Source organism: Pseudomonas sp. SCB32 (assembly GCF_009189165.1).
Classification (GTDB): domain Bacteria; phylum Pseudomonadota; class Gammaproteobacteria; order Pseudomonadales; family Pseudomonadaceae; genus Pseudomonas.
Map to the genome: position 1 here is coordinate 3,634,649 of NZ_CP045118.1, position 22,132 is coordinate 3,656,780.

The 22,132-nt window shown below is 61.1% G+C and carries 17 protein-coding genes; 10 read left to right on the plus strand and 7 right to left on the minus strand.

Translation table 11 applies throughout. The features are described 5' to 3' along the window. Positions 1 to 173 precede the first annotated feature (173 nt). From GA645_RS16585 to GA645_RS16595, 3 genes are all read right to left on the minus strand, one after another. Positions 174 to 1,544: a DUF1329 domain-containing protein gene (locus GA645_RS16585; protein WP_152224100.1), complete on the minus strand. Its 1,371-nt coding sequence runs from the start codon at positions 1,542 to 1,544 to the stop codon at positions 174 to 176. A gap of 13 nt (positions 1,545 to 1,557) precedes the next feature. Then, positions 1,558 to 3,519 (minus strand): DUF1302 domain-containing protein, encoded by a 1,962-nt coding sequence (locus GA645_RS16590; protein ID WP_152224101.1) that lies wholly within the window; start codon positions 3,517 to 3,519, stop codon positions 1,558 to 1,560. Positions 3,520 to 4,074: 555 nt separating this feature from the next. Next, positions 4,075 to 4,989 (minus strand): hypothetical protein, encoded by a 915-nt coding sequence (locus GA645_RS16595; protein ID WP_152224102.1) that lies wholly within the window; start codon positions 4,987 to 4,989, stop codon positions 4,075 to 4,077. 200 nt (positions 4,990 to 5,189) lie between these two features. Between GA645_RS16595 and GA645_RS16600 the strand changes: the two genes are divergently transcribed. The 7 genes from GA645_RS16600 (at position 5,190) to GA645_RS16630 (ending at position 9,800) form a co-directional block, all read left to right on the plus strand. After that, a complete protein-coding gene (locus tag GA645_RS16600; RefSeq protein WP_152224103.1) occupies positions 5,190 to 5,513 on the plus strand; it encodes a hypothetical protein in 324 nt (107 codons plus the stop codon). 94 nt (positions 5,514 to 5,607) lie between these two features. Beyond that, entirely contained in the window at positions 5,608 to 6,576 is a 969-nt protein-coding gene (locus GA645_RS16605; RefSeq protein WP_152224104.1) for a DUF932 domain-containing protein, read from the plus strand. Between the two features lie 110 nt (positions 6,577 to 6,686). Further along, positions 6,687 to 7,697 carry a YqaJ viral recombinase family protein gene (locus GA645_RS16610; RefSeq protein WP_152224105.1) on the plus strand — a complete coding sequence of 337 codons (1,011 nt, stop codon included), beginning with the start codon at positions 6,687 to 6,689 and terminating at the stop codon, positions 7,695 to 7,697. Positions 7,698 to 7,785: 88 nt separating this feature from the next. Further along, positions 7,786 to 8,721: a hydrolase or metal-binding protein gene (locus GA645_RS16615; protein ID WP_152224106.1), complete on the plus strand. Its 936-nt coding sequence runs from the start codon at positions 7,786 to 7,788 to the stop codon at positions 8,719 to 8,721. A gap of 64 nt (positions 8,722 to 8,785) precedes the next feature. Then, positions 8,786 to 8,965 (plus strand): carbon storage regulator CsrA, encoded by a 180-nt coding sequence (gene csrA / locus GA645_RS16620; protein ID WP_152224107.1) that lies wholly within the window; start codon positions 8,786 to 8,788, stop codon positions 8,963 to 8,965. A gap of 30 nt (positions 8,966 to 8,995) precedes the next feature. Beyond that, positions 8,996 to 9,184, plus strand: a complete 189-nt coding sequence (locus GA645_RS16625; protein ID WP_152224108.1) for a hypothetical protein — start codon at positions 8,996 to 8,998, stop codon at positions 9,182 to 9,184. Positions 9,185 to 9,251: 67 nt separating this feature from the next. After that, a complete protein-coding gene (locus GA645_RS16630) occupies positions 9,252 to 9,800 on the plus strand; it encodes a hypothetical protein (RefSeq protein ID WP_178119562.1) in 549 nt (182 codons plus the stop codon). Positions 9,801 to 9,806: 6 nt separating this feature from the next. Here the strand turns inward: GA645_RS16630 and GA645_RS16635 are convergent, their stop codons facing one another. Further along, positions 9,807 to 10,052, minus strand: coding sequence for a helix-turn-helix domain-containing protein (locus GA645_RS16635; protein ID WP_152224109.1), 246 nt, complete (start codon positions 10,050 to 10,052; stop codon positions 9,807 to 9,809). Positions 10,053 to 10,173: 121 nt separating this feature from the next. On the opposite strand from GA645_RS16635, the gene GA645_RS16640 reads away from it, so the two are divergent. From GA645_RS16640 to GA645_RS16650, 3 genes are read left to right on the plus strand one after another with little or no spacing between them, the layout of a single operon-like run. Beyond that, entirely contained in the window at positions 10,174 to 10,623 is a 450-nt protein-coding gene (locus GA645_RS16640; protein ID WP_152224110.1) for a hypothetical protein, read from the plus strand. Between the two features lie 33 nt (positions 10,624 to 10,656). Further along, entirely contained in the window at positions 10,657 to 11,013 is a 357-nt protein-coding gene (locus tag GA645_RS16645) for a hypothetical protein (RefSeq protein ID WP_218572329.1), read from the plus strand. Positions 11,014 to 11,024: 11 nt separating this feature from the next. Then, positions 11,025 to 11,288: a hypothetical protein gene (locus GA645_RS16650; protein WP_152224112.1), complete on the plus strand. Its 264-nt coding sequence runs from the start codon at positions 11,025 to 11,027 to the stop codon at positions 11,286 to 11,288. Positions 11,289 to 11,496: 208 nt separating this feature from the next. Here the strand turns inward: GA645_RS16650 and GA645_RS16655 are convergent, their stop codons facing one another. The 3 genes from GA645_RS16655 to GA645_RS16665 all read right to left on the minus strand — a co-directional run bounded on the left by GA645_RS16655 (position 11,497) and on the right by GA645_RS16665 (position 22,093). Then, complete coding sequence (locus GA645_RS16655) at positions 11,497 to 11,958, minus strand: SMI1/KNR4 family protein (protein ID WP_152224113.1); 462 nt, start codon at positions 11,956 to 11,958, stop codon at positions 11,497 to 11,499. Next, entirely contained in the window at positions 11,955 to 14,072 is a 2,118-nt protein-coding gene (locus tag GA645_RS29065; RefSeq protein WP_372239766.1) for a DUF637 domain-containing protein, read from the minus strand. Before GA645_RS29065 ends, GA645_RS16655 begins: the two co-directional genes overlap by 4 nt. Positions 14,073 to 14,254: 182 nt before the next feature. Then, positions 14,255 to 22,093, minus strand: a complete 7,839-nt coding sequence (locus tag GA645_RS16665) for a filamentous hemagglutinin N-terminal domain-containing protein (protein WP_256675940.1) — start codon at positions 22,091 to 22,093, stop codon at positions 14,255 to 14,257. Between the last annotated feature and the right edge of the window lie 39 nt (positions 22,094 to 22,132).

Here is a 22,132-nt window from a genome sequence, read left to right on the forward strand (position 1 = left end):
ATCTTATCCGCGAAGGGCGCCGATGCATCCGGATGAATGCGTGGAGCAACGGGCTTGCGCCCGTTATCGCGGAGAAGCTCCGCTCCTACAAGAGCCGCCCGCCTCCAACTCAAATGCCCGCGATAGCCGCAGAAAACAAAAGGCCCCTTTCGGGGCCTTTGTCGTTTTCAGGATCAGCGCGAAGCCTTGCGGCGCAACGCCGACGGGCTGAAGTTGGAATCGTCCGGCGCCGGCTGGCTGAAATCGGCGGTGCCAGGCTCTTCGTTGTCCAGCCACTGGATGCAGTAGCGATGGGCCTGGAGGTCATGGAAGGTGTCCAGCGCGGTCCACACCATCGGCTGCTCGTAGAAGCTCTTCAGGTAGGCCTGGGACACGCGCCACAGCTCGCCGCGGCCGTCGTACTGGTCCACCACGGCGGCGCCCCAGCTGTCCTCATCGAGGTAGAGGGTACGGCGCGAGTAGATGTGCCGCGCGCCGGGCTTGAGCTTGCCGTCCACCACCCAGACGCGGTGCAGCTCGTAGCGGGTGTACTTGGGATTGATGTGGCCGGGGGTGAGCAGGTCCTTGTACTTAACGTCCGGGCTGGTGACCTGGTAGTTGTTGTAGGGGATGTAGATTTCCTTCTTGCCCACCAGGGTCCAGTCGTAGCGATCCGGCGCACCGTTGTACATATCGGTGTCGTCGGCGGTACGCAGGCCATCGGAGTCTTCGATCGGGGTGTCATAGGCCAGGGTCGGCGCGCGACGCACACGGCGCTGGCCGGGGTTGTAGCCCCAGGCCTGGCGCGGCTCCTTGACCTGGTCGAGGGTCTCCTGCACCAGCGCGCCGTTACCGGCCAGCCGCGCCGGGGCGGTGGTGAAGGTCATGTAGTAGAACAGCGTGTTGCCGAGCTTGTCGTAGCTGCCCTTGGGATCGTAGAAGCGGAACAGAGCCTCGTCCTGGCTGGTCACCAGCGAATAGGCGCCGTTGCGCTGCACACCCGCCTGGGAAGAACGGCGCACGATGTAGGTGCCACGGTAGCGGGCAATGTGGTTCCACACCGCCTCCACGCCGCTCTGCGGAACGGGGAACGGCACGCCGCCGTAGGCGTCGGTGAATCCATTGCCGCCCTCCACCAGCTTGGCGCTGGTGGCGTTCTTGAAGATGTTGTCATACACCCACTGCGGTGCTGAACCGGTGCGGTGAGTCGCGTAGACCGGCATCTGGAAGCTGTCCGGATAGGCGTTGAACAGCGCGACCTGCCCCGCCGTCAGGTTGGCCTTGTACTTGTCCAGGTTGGCCTTGGTGATGACGAATTGCGGCTTCTCCCCGGCGAAGGGATCGACATGGTGCGTGCCCGGCCCCTTGTAGCCGGCAGGCGCTGAGGTCAGGCCGCCCGTCCAGGCGGGGATGGTGCCGGCGGCGTTGCCGGCCTTCTCCGCCCCCATCGGGGTAAGACTGCTTTTGAGCTTGGCTGCCTGGTCAGCCGAAACCGCTGCACGTGCATCGGTAACGGCCAGTGCCGCCAGGGCCGCAAAGACGATCAGGGAACTCTTCTTGTACATGGTTCTCTCCGGATCAGAACGAGTATTTCGCGGTGAGCGAGACGTTGTCGCGGTCGCGCATGGAGTTGCTGGAGCCGGCGCCATAGTAGTTGGTGTACTGGGTGCCGACCTCGAAGGTGTTCAGGTAGCTGGCGTCGATGCCGAGGGTATAGGCCTTGCGCCCCTCGATGAAGTTGCCGGTACGGTCGGAGTTGCCGCTGAAATCATCCTGGTAGACGACGTAGGGTGAAACCTTCACCCCAGCGTAGACGTCGTTCCAGCTGCCGGTGAGCAACAGCGTGTAGCCGTAGCTGTCGCGGCTGATCTGCACGTCGTCGCCGTTGCCGCCGACATAGGCCTTGTCCTGGGCGCCGACGAACTTGCGCTCGCTGCCGTCCCAGGCGGTGTACGTCAGGCTGCTGCCACGGATGTGCTCGGAGGCCAGTTCGGCGACACCGGTCATGGAGTCGAAGGACAGGTGCGGACCGAGGTTGTAGATGGTCGACAGCGAGATGTTGTAGGTCTCGGCACGCTCGTAGTTCTCGAACAGGCTGCCACGGCACAGTTCCTTGCCGGCCACCGGTGCGCAGGCCTGGTTGGCCGGGACGTTGGCATCGAACAGGTTGGTCTTGCCGAGTACCCCCTGGGTCAGCAGGTCACCGAGGAGGTCATCGGTGGCGGAGATGCTGATCGGCATGTTCGGCCGGTAGGCGATCTCGCCGGACACCGAGGCATCCCCCAGGGTGGTGTTGAAGCTTAAGCCGTACATGCGGATGTCTTCGACGTAGTCGCGGCGCGCCTCGGCGTTGCTGGCCATGTCCAGCGTCGACAGGCCCGGCACCGCATCACCCAGCCCCAGCGGGCCGAGCAGCGAGTTCAGCGCCGCCACATCGACCCCCTGGTAGTCGCGCAGGTCAACGGCGATCTGCGGTTCCTTGGAGTGGTAGTTGACGAAATAGAATCCGAACTCGGTGGAGTTCAGCTGCTCGGCGATGTAGCGGAAGGCCACGCCGAACTGGCCACTGTCGCGAGCGTCGATGTCCCTGCCGACGTTGGCGACCTTGAAGGTGCCGGTGTTCGGGTCGAGGAAGGAGTTCGGGCCGTGTGGGCCATTGCCCAGCAGGCCGAGCGACGCCACGGTCGGGTAGCCGGCCAGCAGTTCCTTGATCTGCGGGTTGTCCTCGGTGGTGTAGGCGGTATTGCCGCCGTCGCTGAACAGGTCGGTGTCGGAGAAGAAGGTGCCCACCGAGTCGAGGCGGGTTTCCTTCCACTTCCACTGGTAGAAGCTCTCCATCGACAGGTCGTCGGTCAGGCCGAAGTTGAAGCTCAGCGCCTCCACCGGCACCAGCACTTCCTTGAGCTCGGAACCCGGCAGGTGGAAGCGCGCGGCGTCCACCGGGTTGATGGTATTGACCCCGCCCCGGTAGAACACGCCCTCGCCCCAGTTCAGCACCTGGCGACCGACGCGCCCGGTGAGCGGGTGCTCGGCCACGTCCCAGCTGCCGGACAGGTAGGCGTCCAGCAGCTCGGCCTTGCGCCCGGCGATGTGCCGCGTGTCTTCGGTGAAGTGATCGTCCTGGGGATACGACTGGCTGGGCCGCACCACCCCATCGGTGGTGTCGTAGTAGTCGTTGCGCTTGTCCATGATCTGCGTGTCGTAGTACGCGGTGCCACGCATGAACAGGCCGTAGTTCTGGTACTTGGCCGACAGGTCCGAGGTGAGCTTGAACACCTGGGAGACCAGCCCGGTATCGAAGTTGCGGTTGCCGTCGTCGGCGTTGATGTCCGAGATGTTGCTCTTGTCACGACCCTGCACCCGCCACATCGCGCCATACGACACGGTGCTGTCCAGGGAGCCGGTGATCTCGTTGTCGGCCAGCTTGAACTCCAGGGCCTGCGCCGATCCCGCCACCAGCAGCGGCAGGAGCCCCATCACCGCGCCGGCACGCCGGGGCGCCCAGAATATGGACGAACGTCCCCCCATCTGACTGTTCATAGACAGCATTACCTCCTTGACGGCCAAGATTTATTGCCCGGTCGTTGCAACCGGTGCTGTTTTTATTCGTTTCTCGGCTGCTGATCGCCCGGCTCCTGCCGGACCACCACGCAGTAACTCCCCTGCTGGAGCGCTTGCGGGCGCTCGGGATACCTCTGTCTGTTCTGGCTGCACGCCCAGAGTTGGCACTATCGTGCAGGCAAAGTAACAAACTGTGTCCCGCCTGCCAATCCGAAGGATGCAATGCAGCTCTTTTCACACGCAAAGAAAAGCCCGGCCTATAGACGGGCTTTTAATTTCGTAAGCTAATGATTTTTAAGTATTATCTGTTATGTTAATTTTCATATCCCCCAAAAAATCCCCCACCTCGTTTCTTTGTGCACTTTTTGAACAGTGGTGGTGGGAGTGAGAGCGGTCGCATAGCGGGTCGCGCGACCATACGTCTTTCAGCTTCCGTTCTGCTAGACGCAGGCAGATATCCACCAATGATGATATCTGGCCATCACTGCGATGGGTGACGCTCAGCTCCGACTGCAATGCTAAGGCGGCTCTACGTCACTGCTGCTTCGGAAAGACCAAGTGGTCATGGACCGTACAGATCAGCCGCTGATCACTTACGACAAACTGCGATAGGTCCTCGGGATTCTGCGCACCGATGACGAACAAGTAGGTTCGCTCATCAGCCCTCGCTTTCTTCGCCGCCATGTTCTCCTGCCGAGCGATCTCCAGTTCATTCTTCAGCCGAGTCCTGGCGGTCTGCGTCCACTCGGCCCACTGCACGACAATGCAGTACGGCCTCACGAGTCGTTTGTCCATCCACTCTCCGGCATCGAGCGGAATGATCAGCCTGTCGTCATGCTCCTGAGCGGCCGTCCATGCCAACTCTGCGTAGAAGATACGTTGCTGAGGAAAGGCCTCAACACCTTCGGAACGCAGCTTTTTGAACACCGTTTGGTAGGTGGTCGTCTGGACTCCATCGATCTGCAGTGGCAGATGCCGGTCGTAAGGAAACTCCAGGAAGGCTCGGCAAATGGGGCGAATACTGTTCGCAGCACGGCGTCCTGCTGGTTTCTGCAGTGCATCTCCCGTTGTGGCTGAGCGGCTGCCGCCCTGCGCGTGAGCTCCGGCGGGAGTAGCGATGGGGTCGGTGATCACTCGCGTCTCGATCAGGCGCAGGCTGGCCGGCGAAAGCCCTGGGCTTGTTTCCAACTCTTTGGCGATGCTGCCTTTCTTGCCACGTGCACGAAGATCGTCCTCGCCCTTTACATCGCAATCCGGTGCATGAGCTTGCCCTTTGGGAAGCGAGAAGTGCGGTCTCTGCAAATTTTCAGGACGGTACGAGCGTGGAAACACTCGAACGCCGCACGCATGCCCATGGCAGACATAGCCGTAGGTATCTACGTGCTCCAGTAGCTTGAGGTCATCGGCCTCGACAATTTTCTGGGTGACACGATCAAGGGCGTTTTCCATCAACGACAGCTTCCTTTTGCGCTTACGAAGCCACTGAAAGTACGCGAAGAGGACGACTCTTTCGAGGATCTGCGCCTTTGCCTGGGCGAAGCCCTGTCGGATTTCGATTCAAAAAATTTTCAGACCTATATCACCCACCTGAAGGCGTACCCGTATGCCTTCGTAGATCCTATTTGGCGTGATATTGGGAGAGTTTCACGATGATCTGTCCATCTTGCGGCTCCAGCCGCGTAGTGAAGCGCGATTTCGGTAAAAAAGCCGGCGGCCTGATCGGCTCTGTCGGTGGAGCTGCCAGCGGTATCTCCGGAGCAATGGCCGGAGGCGAGACCGGAGCGGCTCTGGGCGCAGTGGGTGGTCCCGTTGGCATCGCCCTGGGGGGCATCGCGGGTGCGCTTCTAGGCGGTCTGGTGGGCGCAGCGACTGGCGGCATTGCTGGCGCCGCCCTAGGCAGCCAGGTCGATGAGCAACTGCTGAATAACTGCCACTGCCAGCACTGCGACTACTGCTTCAGCCTCACCGACTAAACGCTCCCCCTTCTACCTCGCAATCCACTCCCTCTGGCCAGTGCTGCGCCTCGCGCAGCGCTTTATGCCGCCTATTACCTCAAGGAAAACTCTCATGGCTCATCTCGTTGAACACATGGCTTACGTTGGCGATACCCCCTGGCATGGTCTGGGCAATCATCTCCCGCGCAAACAGCCCATCGAAATCTGGCAGCGTGAAGCCGGCATGGACTGGCAGATCCAGGAAAGCCCGGTGCATTTCAAGGCCGATGCAGTCGGCCACCTGGGCAGCATCCACTCCTTCCCCGAACAGAAGGTGCTCTACCGCTCCGACACCAAGGCACCGCTCTCGGTGGTCTCCCAGCGCTACCAAGTCGTACAACCCAAGGAGGTACTGGAGTTCTACCGCGACCTGACCGAGGTCTCGGGCTACGAGCTGGAAACCGCCGGTGTGCTCAAGGGCGGTCGTAAATTCTGGGCGCTGGCGCGTACCGGGCAAAACACTGCCCTGAAGGGCGATGACCAGGTGAACGGCTACCTGCTGCTGGCCACCTCCTGCGACGGCACCTTGGCCACCACGGCGACACCCACCACCATTCGCGTGGTCTGCAACAACACGCTGACCATTGCCGTCGATGGCGCGACGCGGGCCATCCGGGTGCCGCACAACACCCGCTTCGATCCCAAGGCGGTGAAAAAGCAACTCGGCATCGCCGTGTCGCAATGGGACGACTTCATGTACCGCATGCGTGCCCTGGCCGAGCGCAAGGTGCAGTGGCACGAAGCGATGGGCTTCTTCATGAACGTGATGTGCGATACGCCGATCAATGGCGCACTGCCGGAGAAGCTCGCCAACGAACGCGCCATGCGCAAGGTGCAAAGCCTGTACGAAGGCCGCGGACGAGGTGCGCAACTGGAGTCGGCCCAAGGTACTGCCTGGGGCCTGCTCAATGCGGTGACCGAGTATGTGGACCATGAGCGCCGGGCGCGCAGTAACGAATATCGCCTGGACTCGGCCTGGTTCGGCCAGGGTGCCGTGCTGAAACAGAAAGCCCTGGATGCAGCACTGGCACTCGCGGCGTAACGTCTGCCGAATGGCTTTGCGCATCGCTCGGTCTATTCTCACCCCCTGTAATCCCATTGCTCCCTCGCCCGAACGGCCTCGCCGCTCGGGCTTTTTTATGCCCGCAGGAAATGACCATGACCTCACTGAAAGCCCCCTCATCCCAACCGGGTAGCCGCCCTGCCCTGCGCCTGGTCAGCACCAAAGACCTGCCTCGCGAGGATTGGTTGCTGGTGCGCCAGCAGGGCATTGGCAGCTCGGATGCCGCCGCAGCGGTAGGACTGAACCCCTACAAATCGCAGCTAGAGCTGTGGTTGGAAAAGACTGGGCGCGATGCCTTGCTGCCCAAGATCGATCCCACCGACGAGGAAAGCCCGACTTATTGGGGCAACATCCTCGAACCCATCGTCGCCACCCACTACACCCAGCGCAGCGGCAACCGGGTACGGCGCATCAATGCCGTTCTCCAGCATCCCGATCCGAAGCTGGAGTGGATGCTCGCCAACATTGACCGTGAGGTGATCGGCGCCAGCGACGTGCAGATCCTCGAATGCAAGACCGCCGGCATCAACGGCGCGCGCCTGTGGAAGGAAGGCGTACCGGTGTATGTGCAACTGCAGGTGATGCACCAGCTCGCCGTCACCGGCAAGCAGGCCGCCGACGTGGCCGTGCTGCTCGGTGGCCAGCATCTGGAGATCCACCGCATCGAGCGCGATGACGAACTCATTGCGCGGTTGATCGAGCTGGAGCGCGATTTCTGGAGCTACGTGCAACGCGATACACCGCCACCCGCCGATGGCTCGGAGTCAGCGGATCAGGCACTGCGCTGCCTGTATCCGGAAGACCATGGCCAGACACTGGATTTCACTCAGGACTCGGTGCTGTCGGCAGCCTTCGACGAATTGCAAGCGGTGCGTGCCGACCTGGACCTCCAGGGTAAGCGAGAAGCCGAACTCAAGCAGCGGCTGCAGCAGGCCATGGGCGAGGCCAGCCGCGCCACCTTCGCCAATGGCGCGGTGTCCTGGCGCAAGGCCAAGGACAGCGTAGTGCTCGATGTTTCGCTGCTGCTCAAAGAAAAGCCCTACCTGCTGGCGCGCTACCCCACCACCAAAACCGGCAGCCGCCGTTTCCTGATTTCCTGATTCCGTTTCCCCCATTTCCCCCATTGGCCATCCCCGCGCGCTCCTGCGTCGGGATGGCCTTTTTTATTCCGTCACTGGAGGACTCCCCATGCTCAAAGGCTTGGCCATTACCCCGCCCTTACTCGGGCGAATTTCCATCGGCAAGGTCGTCGAAAAGAACGGCAAGCGTCTGCCGGAGAAGGACGATCAATTCACCATCACCTCGCAGGTCCAGCTGCGCGACGGCTGGGTGGCCCACCCCTTCGATGAGGAGTTGCGCAAAGCCCAGGAGGGCAAGATTCGGCGGATTCCGATTCGTCTGTTGTTCAACGCACCGGAGCTGAATTTTCGTGCGGAGTACTGCCTGTTCGACCGGCAGTCCGGTCGCCCGGTCTGTGTCGGCAACGGAGAGACCTGTAAGCGTCGGGGCCAAGACGGCATCGCCTCGCTGCCCTGTCCATCACCGGATACCTGTCCATTGGCCAAGGGCGGTGCCTGCAAGCCCTATGGCCGCCTCAACGTGGTGATCGGCGATGAGGATGCCTTGGGTAGCTTCGTGTTCCGCACCACCGGCTTCAACAGCATTCGCACCCTGGCGGCACGGCTGCAGTACCTGCAAGCCATCTCCGGCAATCGCCTGGCGTGCCTCGCCCTGGAGCTGCGCCTGCGCGGCAAGTCCACCCGCCAGAGCCATGGCTCACCGATCTTCTACGTCGATATCACGGTGCGCAGTGGAATGGCCTTGGAGCTGGCGCTGCAACAAGCCCGTGAGCTGGATGAACTGCGTCACGCCTCGGGCTTCGACCAGGCGGCGCTGGATGCCACGGCAAGGCTTGGCTTTGCCAATGGCGCCTTCGAGGACAGCGAAGACGAAGGCACGGCCATCGTCGATGAGTTCTTTCCCGAGAGCACTAGCGATAGCCCGGTTTCGCCCGAACCACCGCCTGCTGAGGCTGCGCCACCAGTTCACACCAACAAGCCGCGCCCCACGCTCTCAACCCTGCTGCGCGAACGTGCTGAGGCACGAAATCCCTCAACGAATTAGTCGCCCCTAAAGGGCGGCCCTATGCCGTCAACGACTCAACTCAATCCGTCCAGGAGTCCCCGTCATGCTCATCCTCACCCGCAACATCGGTAAAGCCATCCGCATTGGCGATGACATCGAGATCGTCATTCTTCACGTCAAGGGCCACCAGGTGCGCATCGGCGTCACCGCGCCACCTGACATCGCTGTGCATCGCGATGAGGTCTACCAGCGCATCCAGGCCGACCAGTGTCAGCCGTCCTGACCCCGTCACTCACCCCGCAGGAGTTTCACCATGGGTTTACTACGTTTTTTAGGCTTGCTGTTCGTGCTGGTCAGCATCTTCGCCGGCACGGCGGCAGTCGTCGCGCTGCTGCTCCTGGCGCTGCGTTTCTGGCCGCTGCTACTGGTCATAGTGCTGGCGTTGCTGCTGTTCCAGCAGGAACTGCGTCGGGCCGAAGCACGTAAGCGCTCGCCGACCTGAGACGGCATAAACAGGAGCCCACCGGGCTCCTGTTGCTTTCACTTTTGGAAATCCCTTCGGAGCAACTATGAGCCCCAATCCCTTTCGTCGCGGCTACGACACGCTATCGATTCAACTGATCGTGCATGACCTGCAACCGGGCAGCACCGTGCGTGAGCTGTCCTACGTGATTCATGCCCAGGACCAAGATCAATCGCTGGTACTTGGCGTACAGCCCACGTTGGAACAGGCCCAAGGCATTGTGCAGCGCTTGAGTTTCGAGACCGGGCATTTCAGCCGGTGCTGGGAGATCAGTGCAGAACATTTGCCAGAAGACGTGCTGAACCAGCTGTTCCTCATGCGCACTGATCTTCATGCCTTACAGCTGGAGTTCTTCCAGAACGCCAATCAAAGCGTGATCGGTTGCAAGCTGCGTAATACGCCGTGGACGGACAAGCACCTGGACCTGCTCAACACCAGCTCGGCAGCACTGCGTCAACAGCAACTGGACTATGGGTTGCCTGCCGAATTCGTGGAGATTCTGCACCTGGCTGGGCAAGCCGATGTGCGCTTCTTGCTGTTCGATCCAGATGCGGCATTTCTCGACGGCTTACCGATCTTCAAGGACGTGGCGTAGCCGCTCTTACAGCCCGGCCTCCACCAACAGCTCAGAGGGCTTGCACCCAATGGCCGTGGCAATCCGACAGATGTTGAGGAAGGTGACGTTGCGCTCGCCTCGCTCAATCTTGCCCATGTGGGATCGATCGATCACCGCCGCATCGGCCAGGGCTTCTTGCGAAAGCGCCAACGCCCTACGGCGCGCTCGTATCGCTGCGCCCAGCTTCACGAGGTCGCGGTCTTTGTCCTGATGTCCGGAGATTCTTGCCATGGCAAAAATCGTCCCGTTATGATGTCAAAACGACCACGGTATTTACGACCCAATTAACAACCAAACATCCCCTCAATGAGCATGCTGCTCATCCAACCCACCGACAGAAGGACATGTCCTGATGAACAAGAAACTGCTGCTTACAGCTCTGCTTGGCACGCTGCTCAGCAGCGCGACGCAGGCGGGCACTTATGAATGGACCTCGGGCTTTGCCCAAGGCGTCACCGAGCACCTGGTCGATGACGGCAATGGCAACGGCCTGAACATCTCCTGTTCCAGTGATGACGGTCAGGCCGTCCGGGCTTACGCGAGCATCGCGGGCCAGGAGTACTCCTCCGAAAGCGACGAGGGCTTCGATGTCATCGTCGATGGCGTGACTTACAGCAATCCGTTCTTCACCGACTGCCATGCCTGTGGCTCCAACTTCCCCGGGTTCTGGGCTGCCCTGCGCAGAGCCAACAACCTGCAGATCACGGCTCACGGCAAGACCGTCAAGCTCCCCACCAAGAACCTGAGCCGCGAGCTACTACCACTCAGCAGCCAAGAAAACGCGTGCAAGTCGGCGTGGTAATGCCGGCTCCCCAAATCCCTCTGGAGAAAAGTCATGGATCATGATGTTCAGCAAAACGAGCCCGATGTACCAATGATCAGCCCAGCCGTGATTGGCTGGGCTATCGCCGCTGTGGTGGTCTCGATTCTCTTCGTCGTGAAGAACAACTCGGCCCTGGTGCTGGGCGCGAGTACCTTCGCCAAGGTGGGTGCGGTGGTAGTGGGAAGTGTCCTGGGACTCATCGGCGCCGTACTGGGTGATGCGCTGCGCCGCTTTGCTCGGCCCGATGCGGTCTATACCCGTGGTGGCATGCTGCAGCTGATTTGGATCAAGGTGTTCTGGCTGGTGGGGCCGCAGGTGGTGGGCCTGATCGGCGGTATCGCCATCGGCTGCGCCCTTGTGTTGCGCTGAGGAAGGCCTGTATGCGCGCACTCTTTGTGGTACTGCTGATGGCCACGCTGGTGGCCGGATGCTCTGACGAGAACTCGAAAGTGAGGGGGCAATTCCTGGCGGGATGCATCCAGGGCGGAGCCCCGAAAGCCATCTGCACCTGCACCTTCGAGAAGCTGGAAGCAATTTACAGTCCTGCTGAACTCAAAGCACTCAACAAACCCTACACAGCACCACCTGAGCACATTCTCAAAGCCCTAATGGCCTCCGCTCAGGCCTGCCAGGCCGAGCAGTAACAAGGACACCCTTGCGACCTCCTGCTGACAGCCCCGAATGGGGCTGTGGGCGGGAGGTTATATTTTTGTCTCTTCGATCAGTTGGAGGCTGCTGTTGCTGATTCCCGAAGTGCAGTCGTTGTACCAAGCAGACTACGAGCAGCGACGGGGGCGGTAAATCGCAGGCAATAAAAAAACCAGCTCGTTGGCTAGGGTTTTTATTAACTATTTAGACGTAAGCCAATATCCTCTTGCAGAGGAATTCATAAAAATCACATGCATAATCCAAACACTCACCGGAAGGGATTCTAATTTTTATCAAGTATTCCCCATCTTTATAGGAGCTCAAATCAAAGAAGAACACCTCTCCCAAATCCGTCTCACTTATAACCAATCTCCGATCATCTACAGTGTTATTTTTCAGCCCAACCAAATGCTGATAAACAATATCCCCACCATTGACCGTATCGAAATCCATACCGTAAAGACTATAGATTTCTTCACTACCAACTTCTCCGCCAGCGTATTTATTTAAATACCATTTATAGGAATCAGCAAAGACCGCGCCCAATCTTTGCTCTGCCTTCTCAACCCAATCATCACCAACTGAGTTGCTTTCATCGCCGAAATTAACGATTTCGCGATGCAAATCCACCAACTCTTCAACTTCACGAAAACCATACTTATTCATTGAATACCACCGTAACCAGCAGCCCTCTGCTCCCAATACTGAGCTTTCCATTTATCGAATGCAATACGATCAATTCCAGACGGGATAGTGTTCGGATTGATATGAATAACAGAGCTATTCTGCTGATGGAAGGTTTGCGTCATTTCAGCAATAGGCCCATCCTGAGTTTGAGTAGTGTGGTGTAGATTGACTGACTTTCCGTCTACACCTATTGGCGCTCGGCCACTAGCCATACGTTCAATGTTGGTTCCGCTTACAACTTTCCCGCCATCGCGCCAACTACTAACGAGATTCGGGTCAAACAAGTCATCTCGCTGATAAACCTTATTACCACTGAACTGAATAGGCTCCTTAGACCAGAAACTTCTTTGCTGGCTGAAGACCGAACTGGCTTCAGCCGCTGTCCCAGCCCCTTTTGGCAGCAGCTTATTAAAGCTACTGCCACTACCACCAATCAAGCCACCAGCTGCCGACTGAGCCAATGCCATCTTGAGCAGTTCAGTCGTACCGCCTGTCTGAGCAAGATACTCAGAGGTGGCTGTATCCATCGCCATGCGGTTCGACTGAATATAGTTAGTCGAGATGACGGCTTCCAACCCAACCGTTTGGGCCTTGTGCAGACTCAGCGCCAGCTCGACGTTCTGCGGATCTTCCGCCATCAGACGGGCCGCGATCTTTCCGCACGCAGCCAAGTCGCTCTGGCAAAGCGCGGGGTACTCATTGTTGCGCTGTTGATCCAACTCCGAGTACTGCTGGCCGATGCGATCCTTGCAATCCTTATCGGCTCCACATCCCTGGATTTTTCTCGCCATCTCATCCAGTTCTTCGTGGAAGAGATAGTTGTACTGCGTTGAGTTCTTGGCGGCCCAAACCCCGGTTTCAAGCTGGTCAGTGCTGGCGTTCTGGATGACAGCCGCCGTGGCGACCAGCCCGACCAACTGGGAGCTGGTCGTCAGCAGTTGCTCTCGTTGGTCCGGGCTCAGCTTTTTGAAGGTGTCATCGAGGCTCGCAACCATCGCCTCGTTGGCGCCAGCAGCCACCGCGCCTGTGGCAAAGTCTCCACCGCTGACGACCGAGGCTAGGCCACCCATCAATGCATGCATGGCCACCATTGGAGCGCTTCCAGGGGCATAACCATTGATGGCCCCAATGTCACCCACCTGATTGAAACCAGCCGCTGCGAAGGTGTTGTAGAGGCTGTTCTTCAGCGCATCACCAAAGCTACCGCCTTGGTCCAACGCTTGGCTCAACGCTGTGCTGGTGAAGTTCTGCATGCCCTGGCTGGCAGCGAAACTACCAACGCCACCCCAACTGCTCAGATCGGCAACTGTCTTACCTCCCACGATCTTTGTATGTGTATCGGCCCCACTCAAGCTGTTGAAGTACTCCGCCGTCAGCCCGCCTGTCAGGCTGGCAATCGCCATCTGCTTGAGGTTGTCGCTGCTGAAGCTGTCGCTGAGGACTTTGCCCAGGTCTCCTTTGTTGTTAATCAGGCTGACGCCGGCCGTTCCTGCGAGACTGCCAGCCGCCCCCACACCTGCGCCCATAGCAAAGGAGCCACCGGCAACGCCGGCACTGCTGAGTGCACCCGCCGCTGCCATCCCGCCAATAGCCGCCGCCGCAATGGCCACCGCCAACTGGGTGGCCGGCCCCATGCCGGAACTGCTGTAGGAGTAGCTGTCATGCAGCTCCTTCACCGCCCGCCAATCCACATCCCCACGCGCCGCCGCGTCCTTGATCCACGCGAGGTTCGGATCGGCCTTGACCATCGCATCGATGGCCTGGCTGACCGATTGCTGATCGAGGTGCTTGTAGTCGATCTTCAGCCCATCCACAGCCTTGATCGTCAGGTTGCCCTGAGCGGTCAGTTCGCTCTGCCGCACCGTTTCGTCGGTGTTCCCCTTGCCCTTGGCACTGCTCCAGGCGAGGTCACTGTTGCTCTTCTCGTGACTCTCCTGGTGCAGGTCTTTCACCGCTTCAAAGACCACTTCTCCGCCACTGACGATGGAGAGATCGTTACCGCTCTCCAGCTTGGCGCCCTGGTACTTCTGATCCCCGCCACTGATCAAGGTGATGTCGGAGCCGGCGCTGATTTCGCTGCCCACCGCCTTCACGTCGGTGACTTCATCGCGCTGGGTTTTCTTCTGCCCGAAGCTGCCCTTTTCTTTTTTGTCGTAAAGGCTGTAATCGCTGTCGTTGGCGGCGAGGATTTCGATCTTGTCGCCGGCGACAAGGTAGGCTTCGTCACCCGCACCGATCTTGCTGCTGACCAGGGTGATGTTCTCACCCGCGTGGATCAGTACATCCCCCCGGCAGTCAGCTCGGTGCTTTGCTGGTGAACATGGTCTTCCTGAGCAGTCACCTTCTTGGTGTGGCTGTAGCTATGTTGTTCGTCCGCCGCCGACGCGAGAGTGACGTCGCGGCCCGCACTCAGGGCCGCATCACGCGCGGCATTGATCCGGCTTGCCACGGCATTCAGATCACGCCCTGCGTTGATCTCGAGATCGCGCCCGGCGGAGGTCTCGCTCCCCAGTTGGGTGATGTTCTGGCTACCGTAGCGACGACCGTTGACCTGGCCGTCCTCCAGCTCAACGCTGGTCAGGTTGACGTCACGCCCAGCCTGCATCGACAGATCGCGACCACTGCTGATCATCCCGCCGAGGTTGCCGATATCACGTCCGGCGCTAATCTCCAGATTGCCTGCAGACTCGATACGCGCGGCGCTGTCGGCGAAGCTGGTCGTCCAACTGCGATTGCTGCCCTGGGCACTATCGATGCGAGTGACGCTGCGCTCGTTGATCACATCGCCGGTCAGCGCGGTGAGGCTGACGTCGCGGCCCTTGATGATGCCGCCCTGGGTGTTCTGGATACTGTTGGTGGCCAGCAGGTCGAGACGCCCGCTGGCTTCGATCAGGCCGCTGTTATTGAGGTTGGCAGCGCTGGCGCTGAGGTCGCCGCTGGCACGCAAGGTGCCCTGGTTCGCCAGATCGCCGCCGCTGATCAGCGACACGTCCTTGCCCATGATCAGAGCGCCATTGGGGCCGAGGCGATTATCGACCTGGGCCAGGTACACCACCGGCACCAACACCTTCTCGCCATTCACGATGGCTTCTTCGAGCCACACGATGTCGTGGGTCAGCGCTGCCACCTGCTCGGCGCTTAGACCAACACCCACCCGCAGATTCAGGCGGTCTTTGTAGGCGATGGCGTTGTCCATCAGATAGCGGAACAACGCCTCGTCGCTGGTCATTCCGTCGATGAAGCGCTGGCCGGTGCGAGCGACCACCGCCTGCTGGATCAAGCGCTGTTCGTAGAGACCATCCCCCAGACGCTTCTGCGACTTATCCGGGTCGTAGCCGAGCTGGCCCAGCAAGTAGTCGGAGCTGAGGAAGCTCTTCAGACTGGTGAGATCCGGGTTAGTCTCGATCAGGTACTTGTGGCTGTTGTCCGGCCGAGCGCTGCTGGGTAGGCCTTGTACACGCGGTACGTTCAAGCTGGCGCCGGACTGAGCGTCCGCCGTGGACGTGCCGCCCCCCAGGGCAACGCTGCCCGCGCCGCCTGTACCGCCGCCCAACGCCACTTCGCGCTGGGACGGATCAATGCCCGGGCCGGCGAAGATCAGCTCTCCACCGCCCGATATGCTTTCAACGCTCCCACCACTGCCACCCTGACCACTGAGGCGGAACAATCCATTACTGCCAGTGGGCAGACTGAAGCCCGGCAGGCTGATGGGGTTGACCTGCTTCTGCGCAAGGTCTGGCGGCAGTTGCGAGTTGATCGGCACCACGGTGCTCAGCGGACTGTCACCCAGCGCAGTGTCCCCGGTCTTCTGGCCCGGATTGACGTAGGCGTAGTGGTTGCGGATGACGCTGTTGTTGATTTCTTCACTGGCGGTGATGCTGACGTTGCCGGCGGCCTGGATGATGGCCGCGTAGGTCTGGTCGCCACTGCTCAGCTCGGTCACCGAGCCGAACTCCGGTAGCTCAGTCTCGGTGCGGGCAATAAAGTGGCTCAGCGCGGCCGCCAGACCGGCGGGATCATTCACGTAGTTGGGGCTGTCGATCCAATACAGATCGGTGAAGGCATTGGCCTCGCTGACCCAACTGCCCATGTTGTTGGTGCGCTGGGATCGGAAGACGCGGAAGGTCTCGGTCTCGCCGGGAACCACGCCCTGGTTGGTCAGGCTACGCACCGTGGCGGTGAAGTTCTGCCCTGCGCTGATCACGCTGCTGGCATTGTTCAGGGTGTCGCCGACGATATTCAGATTGCCGCCGGCACTGATGGAGGAAGCGGCACTGGCCTGCAGCACTTCGAGCTTGTCGCGCTCGGTGATTTCCCACACACCGTTACGCTTGCCAGAACAGTCCGCAATGCTGTCGTTGAGGTACTTGTAGCAGTTCACCTCGACGATCTGGGCGGTGTATTTACCGGCGCGATTGACCACCAGCACGACGCGCTGGTTATTCAGTGCGCCGACGTTCAGGCGCATGTCGCGCTGGCTTTCGAGATTGGCGGAGAGGTTATCCAGACGTACCGTACGTCCGCCCTGGTCGTCGGCCGCCAGATCCAAGCCGCCAAGGCTATAAATGTCCGCAAAGCGGTTGGTCAGGGCGCCGCTGACCCGCAGGGTCATGTCGTCGCCACTGAAGATCAGCGCGCCGTTGGCTTCGCCATCGTTGAGCAGGTTCCCGGCCTGGAGCCGCAGCAGACCGGCGCTGCCGAGGGTGCCGTAGTTGTTCAGGTTGCCGGTGTTGGCCGTCAGGTCGCCAGCGGCGGTGAGGCGGCCATGGTTGTTCAGGGTGTTGGCATTGAGCGTGACGTTGGCGCCACCCGCGATGCGGCCGTTTTCGCTGAGATCGAGCTGATTGGCGGCGAGCGTGAGGTCGCCTTGGCTGCTCAGTCGACCGTTGCTGCTGTAGCTACCCGTCAGATTGAGATCCAGAGAACCGTCGCTGGCGATCAGGCCGTCGTTGCTCCAGGTGCCACCCGTGCCGGTGAAGCGTTGTACGGCGAGTAGCTGCCCCGTGGCGCCCTGGGTGAGCTGTCCGATATCCAGGTTAAGCTCGCGCGCCTGAATGATGGCGTTGTTGGTCCAACTGGCGGCCTGGTAGCTGAGGCTGCCATTGCTGGTGAAATTGCCACCGGCCAGGCCTGCCTGGGCCAGGTCGATGCCGAAGGTGCCGTTGCCGACATGTAGCACGGTGCCGCTGCCGTTCTGCAGCGTGCCGGCCTGCTGGAAGAAGTCCTGGTTAGCGCTTTCGATCCGCCCCAGGTTGTTGTTGAGCAGCCCCGAACTGGTGATCCGCGTGGTCCCGCTCTGTCCCAAGGCGCGAATGGCACCGATCACGTTGTCGATGCTGGCCGCCCCCAGAGTCAGGCTCCCGCTGCTTTCGATCAGGCCGAACTGGTTGTTCAGTGCACCGGCGAGGCTGAAATCGATGGTGTTCCCGCCAATCTTGCCGCCCTGACCAAGCGCGGCACCGTCGTTGAGCAGCTGAGTGCCGCGCAGGTGCAGCAGGTTGCCGGCATAGAGGCCGCCACCCTGGTTGTTGAGGCTCGTGGTGACGATACGATTGTCGCCACTGACTGCCGAGAGGTGGCCTGCACGGTTGTCGATACCACCGTTGGCCTGGAGGTCGAGGGATTGAGCCTGGGTAATGCCGGTGTTGTTGCTGAACCAGCCGGTGACCAGTTTGAGCGCGCCGGTGAAGCTGGCCAGCACACCGTCTACGCTGTTATCCAGGCTGCCGCTGGTGATATCAACCGAGCCGGCCTGGCTGGTGATGCGGCCACTCTGGTTGCCGATAGCGCCTTGAGTCGTGAGGGTGGTGTGGCCTTGCCCTTGCACGGTGCCACCCGCGTTATCGAGACTGTTCGCGATGATGGCGAGCATGCCGGCCTTGCTGAAGATCAAGCCGTCCTGGCCGTTGAGCAGGTCGCCGGTGAGGGAGAGGGTCAGATCGGTCTGCGCCGCCAGGGTGCCCCCGGCGCTGTTGTCGAAGCGTCCGGCGAGCACCTTGAGCAGGCCCTGGCTGGCGAGCTGTCCGCCGCGGTTATCGACACTGCCGGCCTGGAGATTCAGCGGACCCGCGCTGACGATCTTCGCATTGCCACCAACGTTGAGCAGCGCACCGAGCAGGCCCAGGCGCAAGGCGCCCTGGCTGGAGAGGCTGCCACCACTGTTATCCAAGCTGCTGGCGTCGAGCTGCACGCCATTGCCGCTGATCTCGCCACCCCGGTTGTCCAGGGTCTGGCCGCTGCCGGTCAGGCTACCCTGGGCGCTGAGCAGGCCACCGTTGCGGTTGTCGAGATCACCACCGAGCGTCAGGCCCAGATTGCCCTGGGTGGAGACGATGCCGTTGGCGTTGTTCAGGCTGTCGGCAGCGAGGGTGATATTGCCCAGGCTGACCAGAGCCCCCTGATCGTGGTTGTCGAGGGCACCGCTGAGGGTCACGTTCAGTGCGCCATTACGGCTGGAGAGCGTGCCACCGAGGCTGTTGTCCAGGCTGGTGGCGTTGACGGCGAGGCCCTGCCAGCCGGACAGCAGGCCCTGGTTGGCATTGCGCAGCGCAGCAGCCTGCAGCGTCAGTTGGCCGGCGCTGATGATCCGGCCCTGGTCGCCGTTATCGAGGCTGCTACTGGCGACGAGGCTAAAGCCCTGGTTGCTGGAAATCTCACCGCCCCGGTTATCCAGATTGGCCAAGCCGTTGATCTGTAGGTTGCCGCCTGCACTGAGCAGACCGCCTTGGTTGTCGAAGTCGCCCCGCGCACCATTGCCCAGGTCGATGCGCACGTTGCCTTCGCCGATCAGCGCGGCCTGCTGCTGGAGCAGCCGGGCGACGATCAGTTGCAGATCGCCCTTGGCGGAGACTTCTCCGCCGCCGAGTGCTTCGAACTGCCCCGCCCGCACGGTGAGTGCCCCCTGACTGGTGATCAGGCCGCCGGAGTTGCCACTGCTGCCCGCGCCGTTGAGGACATTGCCGGCGCTAAGATCGAGGCCTTGTGCGCCGCTGACGATGCCATCGCGGTTGTCGAGGTCGGCGGTGGTGGCGGTGAGGCTGCCCTGGGCGAGCAGACGGCCATTGCGGTTGTCGGTGTTGCCGGTGGCCAGTTGCAGGTTCGCTCCTGCCGAGAGCAGGCCACCCTGGTTGTTCAGGCTGGTACTGCTGACGTCAAGTTTGCCGCCTGCGACCAGTGCGCCGTCACCGTGATTATCCAGGGTACCCTGGCTACGCACTTGCAGATCGCCCCGGCTGGCCAGGGTGCCGCCTTGGCTGTTGTCGAGGCTGGTCGCCGTTACGCTCAGGCCATTGCTGCCGGACAGCACGCCGTCGCTGCTGTTGTTCAGCGCCCCCGTGGTGAGGGTCAGGCGGTCCCCGGAGAGGATCTTGCCACCCTGGTTGAGCAGTTCCCCGGTGCGCAGATCGAAAGCGCGGTCGCTGGAGATTTCGCCCGCACGGTTATCTAAGCTGCTGGCATTGCGCAGCAGCAATTGGCCCGGGGTGACGATCAGACCACCAGCATTGTTCAGCGCCCCGCCTTGCAGGTCGAGGTCGATGCCAGTCTGGCTGACCAGTTGCCCACCGCCGTGCTGATCAAAGCCACTGACGCGACCGTCGATGACGCCCCGCGCGGACAGGCTGCCGCCCTGGCTGTTGTCCAGCTGGGCGCTGTCGAGGTGGAGGGCGGCATCGGTGACGATACGGCCATTCTGGCTGTTGTTGAGTTTCGCGCTGTGTAGGCGAATATCGCCGGCAGCGCTGAGGACGCCCCCCGCGTTATTCAGATCGCCGCTCGCCAGATCGATGCCGGCGTCGCTGAGCAGCCTGCCGCCCTGGTTATCGAGGGCACCGGCCAGGCGGGCGAACAACGTCCCCGCGCTGGAGAGCGTGCCGGCCCGGTTGTCGAGGCTGGCGGCGCTGAGGTTCAAACTGCCCTGACTGAGCACTACCCCCTGGTCGTGGTTATCCAGAACGCCGGACAGCTGCAACCAGATGCTCTTCTGGCTGCTGAGCAGGCCGCCCTGGCCGTTGTCCAGGCTCTGCCCGGTGACGCTGAGGCTGTCGCGCCCAGCGAGGGTGCCGGCGCGGTTGGCAATGCGCTGCACCTGCAGGTTAAGGCCGGTGTCGCCGATCACCTTGCCAGTGCTGTTGTCGAGGCTGTTGGCGTGGACCTCAACCTTGGCACGGCTGGAAATTTCTCCGCCCTGGTTGAGCAGGTCGGAGCCCTTGATAGTCACGCCGTTATTGGCGGCGACCAATCCACCATTGCGGTTGTCGAGCTGGCGCGCATCGAGGTTCAGCGCACCCTGGGCGAGCAATTCGCCGCCCTGCTGGGTGAGGCTATCGACTTTGGCCTGCAGATCGCCCTTGGCAGCGATGCGCCCCTGATTGCCGTTGTTCACCTGAGCAGCAGTCAGGCGTAATGCTGCACCACTGTCGAGGGTGCCACCCTGGCTGTTGTCCAGTTGGCCGACATCGACTTGCAGATCACCCTTGCTGCTGATGACGCCTTGCGTGCTGTTATTCAGACTGGAGGCGGAAAGGTTCACGCCGGCATCACCAACCACCAGACCGCCCCGGTTATCCAGGCTACCGGTCTGCACGCTCAGGGCGCCCTTGGCCGAGAGCAAACCATCGGCTTGGTTGTCGAGCGTCTGCCTCACCAGGGCCTGCAGCGAACCGTTACTGATCAGGTTGCCCTGACTGCTGTTATCCAGGCTGTCGAGGTTTAGGCTGAGCGACTGCTCGGCACTGAACAGACCGAAACGGTTGTCCAAAGCACCGCCGCGAACCTGGATGAACTGCGCGCCGACCTGGCCATTGACGTTGCTCAGTTGCTGACCGGTCAGCGTCAGGTCTTGCTGCGCCAGGAGACGCCCCTGCTGGTTGTTCAACTGCGCGGCCTGAATATGGCTGCTGTTGCCTTTTAGGCTTCCGTTCTGGTTATCCAGGGCGGCACTGGCCGTCACATCGAGATTACGGCTGGCGAGCACACTGCCGCGGTTGTGCAGGTTTTGCGCACTGAGTGCTATATCGCCTTGAGCGTTACGGGAATTGTCTGGGTTGATGCCGGCTTCGATGATGCTGGTGTTGCTGATCTGCGCAGCGGCGAGTTGGATACGCGATCTGGCGGCCAGCTGCCCCTGGTTGCTCAGCGTTCCCTGGGCCTGCAATTCGACGTTGTTTGCCGCATAGGTCGGGCCGTTGACGGTGACGTCCTGTGCATTGGCGCGCAGGCTACCGGCGGTGCTGGTACGGGCGAGACTCAGTTGGCCATTGGCATCGATCTGAATATCACCAGCGCTGGCGGCCAGGTTGCCAGCCAGCTTTACGCCCACGCCCTGTTCCGTGCCGACCAAGCGGATGGTGTTGGCGTACATGCCGCCCAGGGCGGAGCTGTCGATGGCCAGTTGCGGTTTGCTGCTGCCGTCGTCGGGCTTGGCGGTGGCGGCCAGGCTCTCGGCGTCCACCTGGTTGCGACCGGTGACGACGTTCAGTTGATTGGCGTACAGGTCAGCATTGAGCTTGGCGCTGCGGGTGATCAGCTCGAAGCGATCCACGTTGCTGGCATTCAGGCCGGCGCCTTCGATGGCGATCTCGCCACCATCGACGTCATAATCCTGCAGACGCTCGCCATTGATGATCGGTTTGCCGGTGGTGAGGGTGGCGCGCGGAGTGTTGATGAAGCCACAGCCGGCACACGTAATCCCACCTGGCGCAGCGACAATCACATGGGCGGACTGGCCCGCGACTTCGGTATAGCCACGCAATTGCGCCGGGTTGTTGCTAGTCACCTCGTTGAGGATTTTGCTCGCTGCGCCGCCCTTCAGGTTCGGGTTGCCGATGATGATCCCACCCAGTTGGGTGCCCTGGGTCTTGCCGGTGGCATTGTTGAGGATCAGGCCATTCTGGCCGACGTTGTAGTCGGTGAACTTGTTGTGCGAGAGCCCCGCGCCATTGGGTGTGGCGATGTTGACGATAGGGACGCCATTACCCGCCGCACCGAGCTGGGTATTGCCACCCGCCGCCTTGTCCACCGCCAGTTCGGCGGCTGCCGCGACGATGGGATTAAGGATCAGGATGCCGGCCAAAACGCTGGCAATGGCTTGGTACAACGGATGGCGGACGTCCATGTGGGGGCTCCCAAGTACTAAAAGAACAAAGCAGTGCGG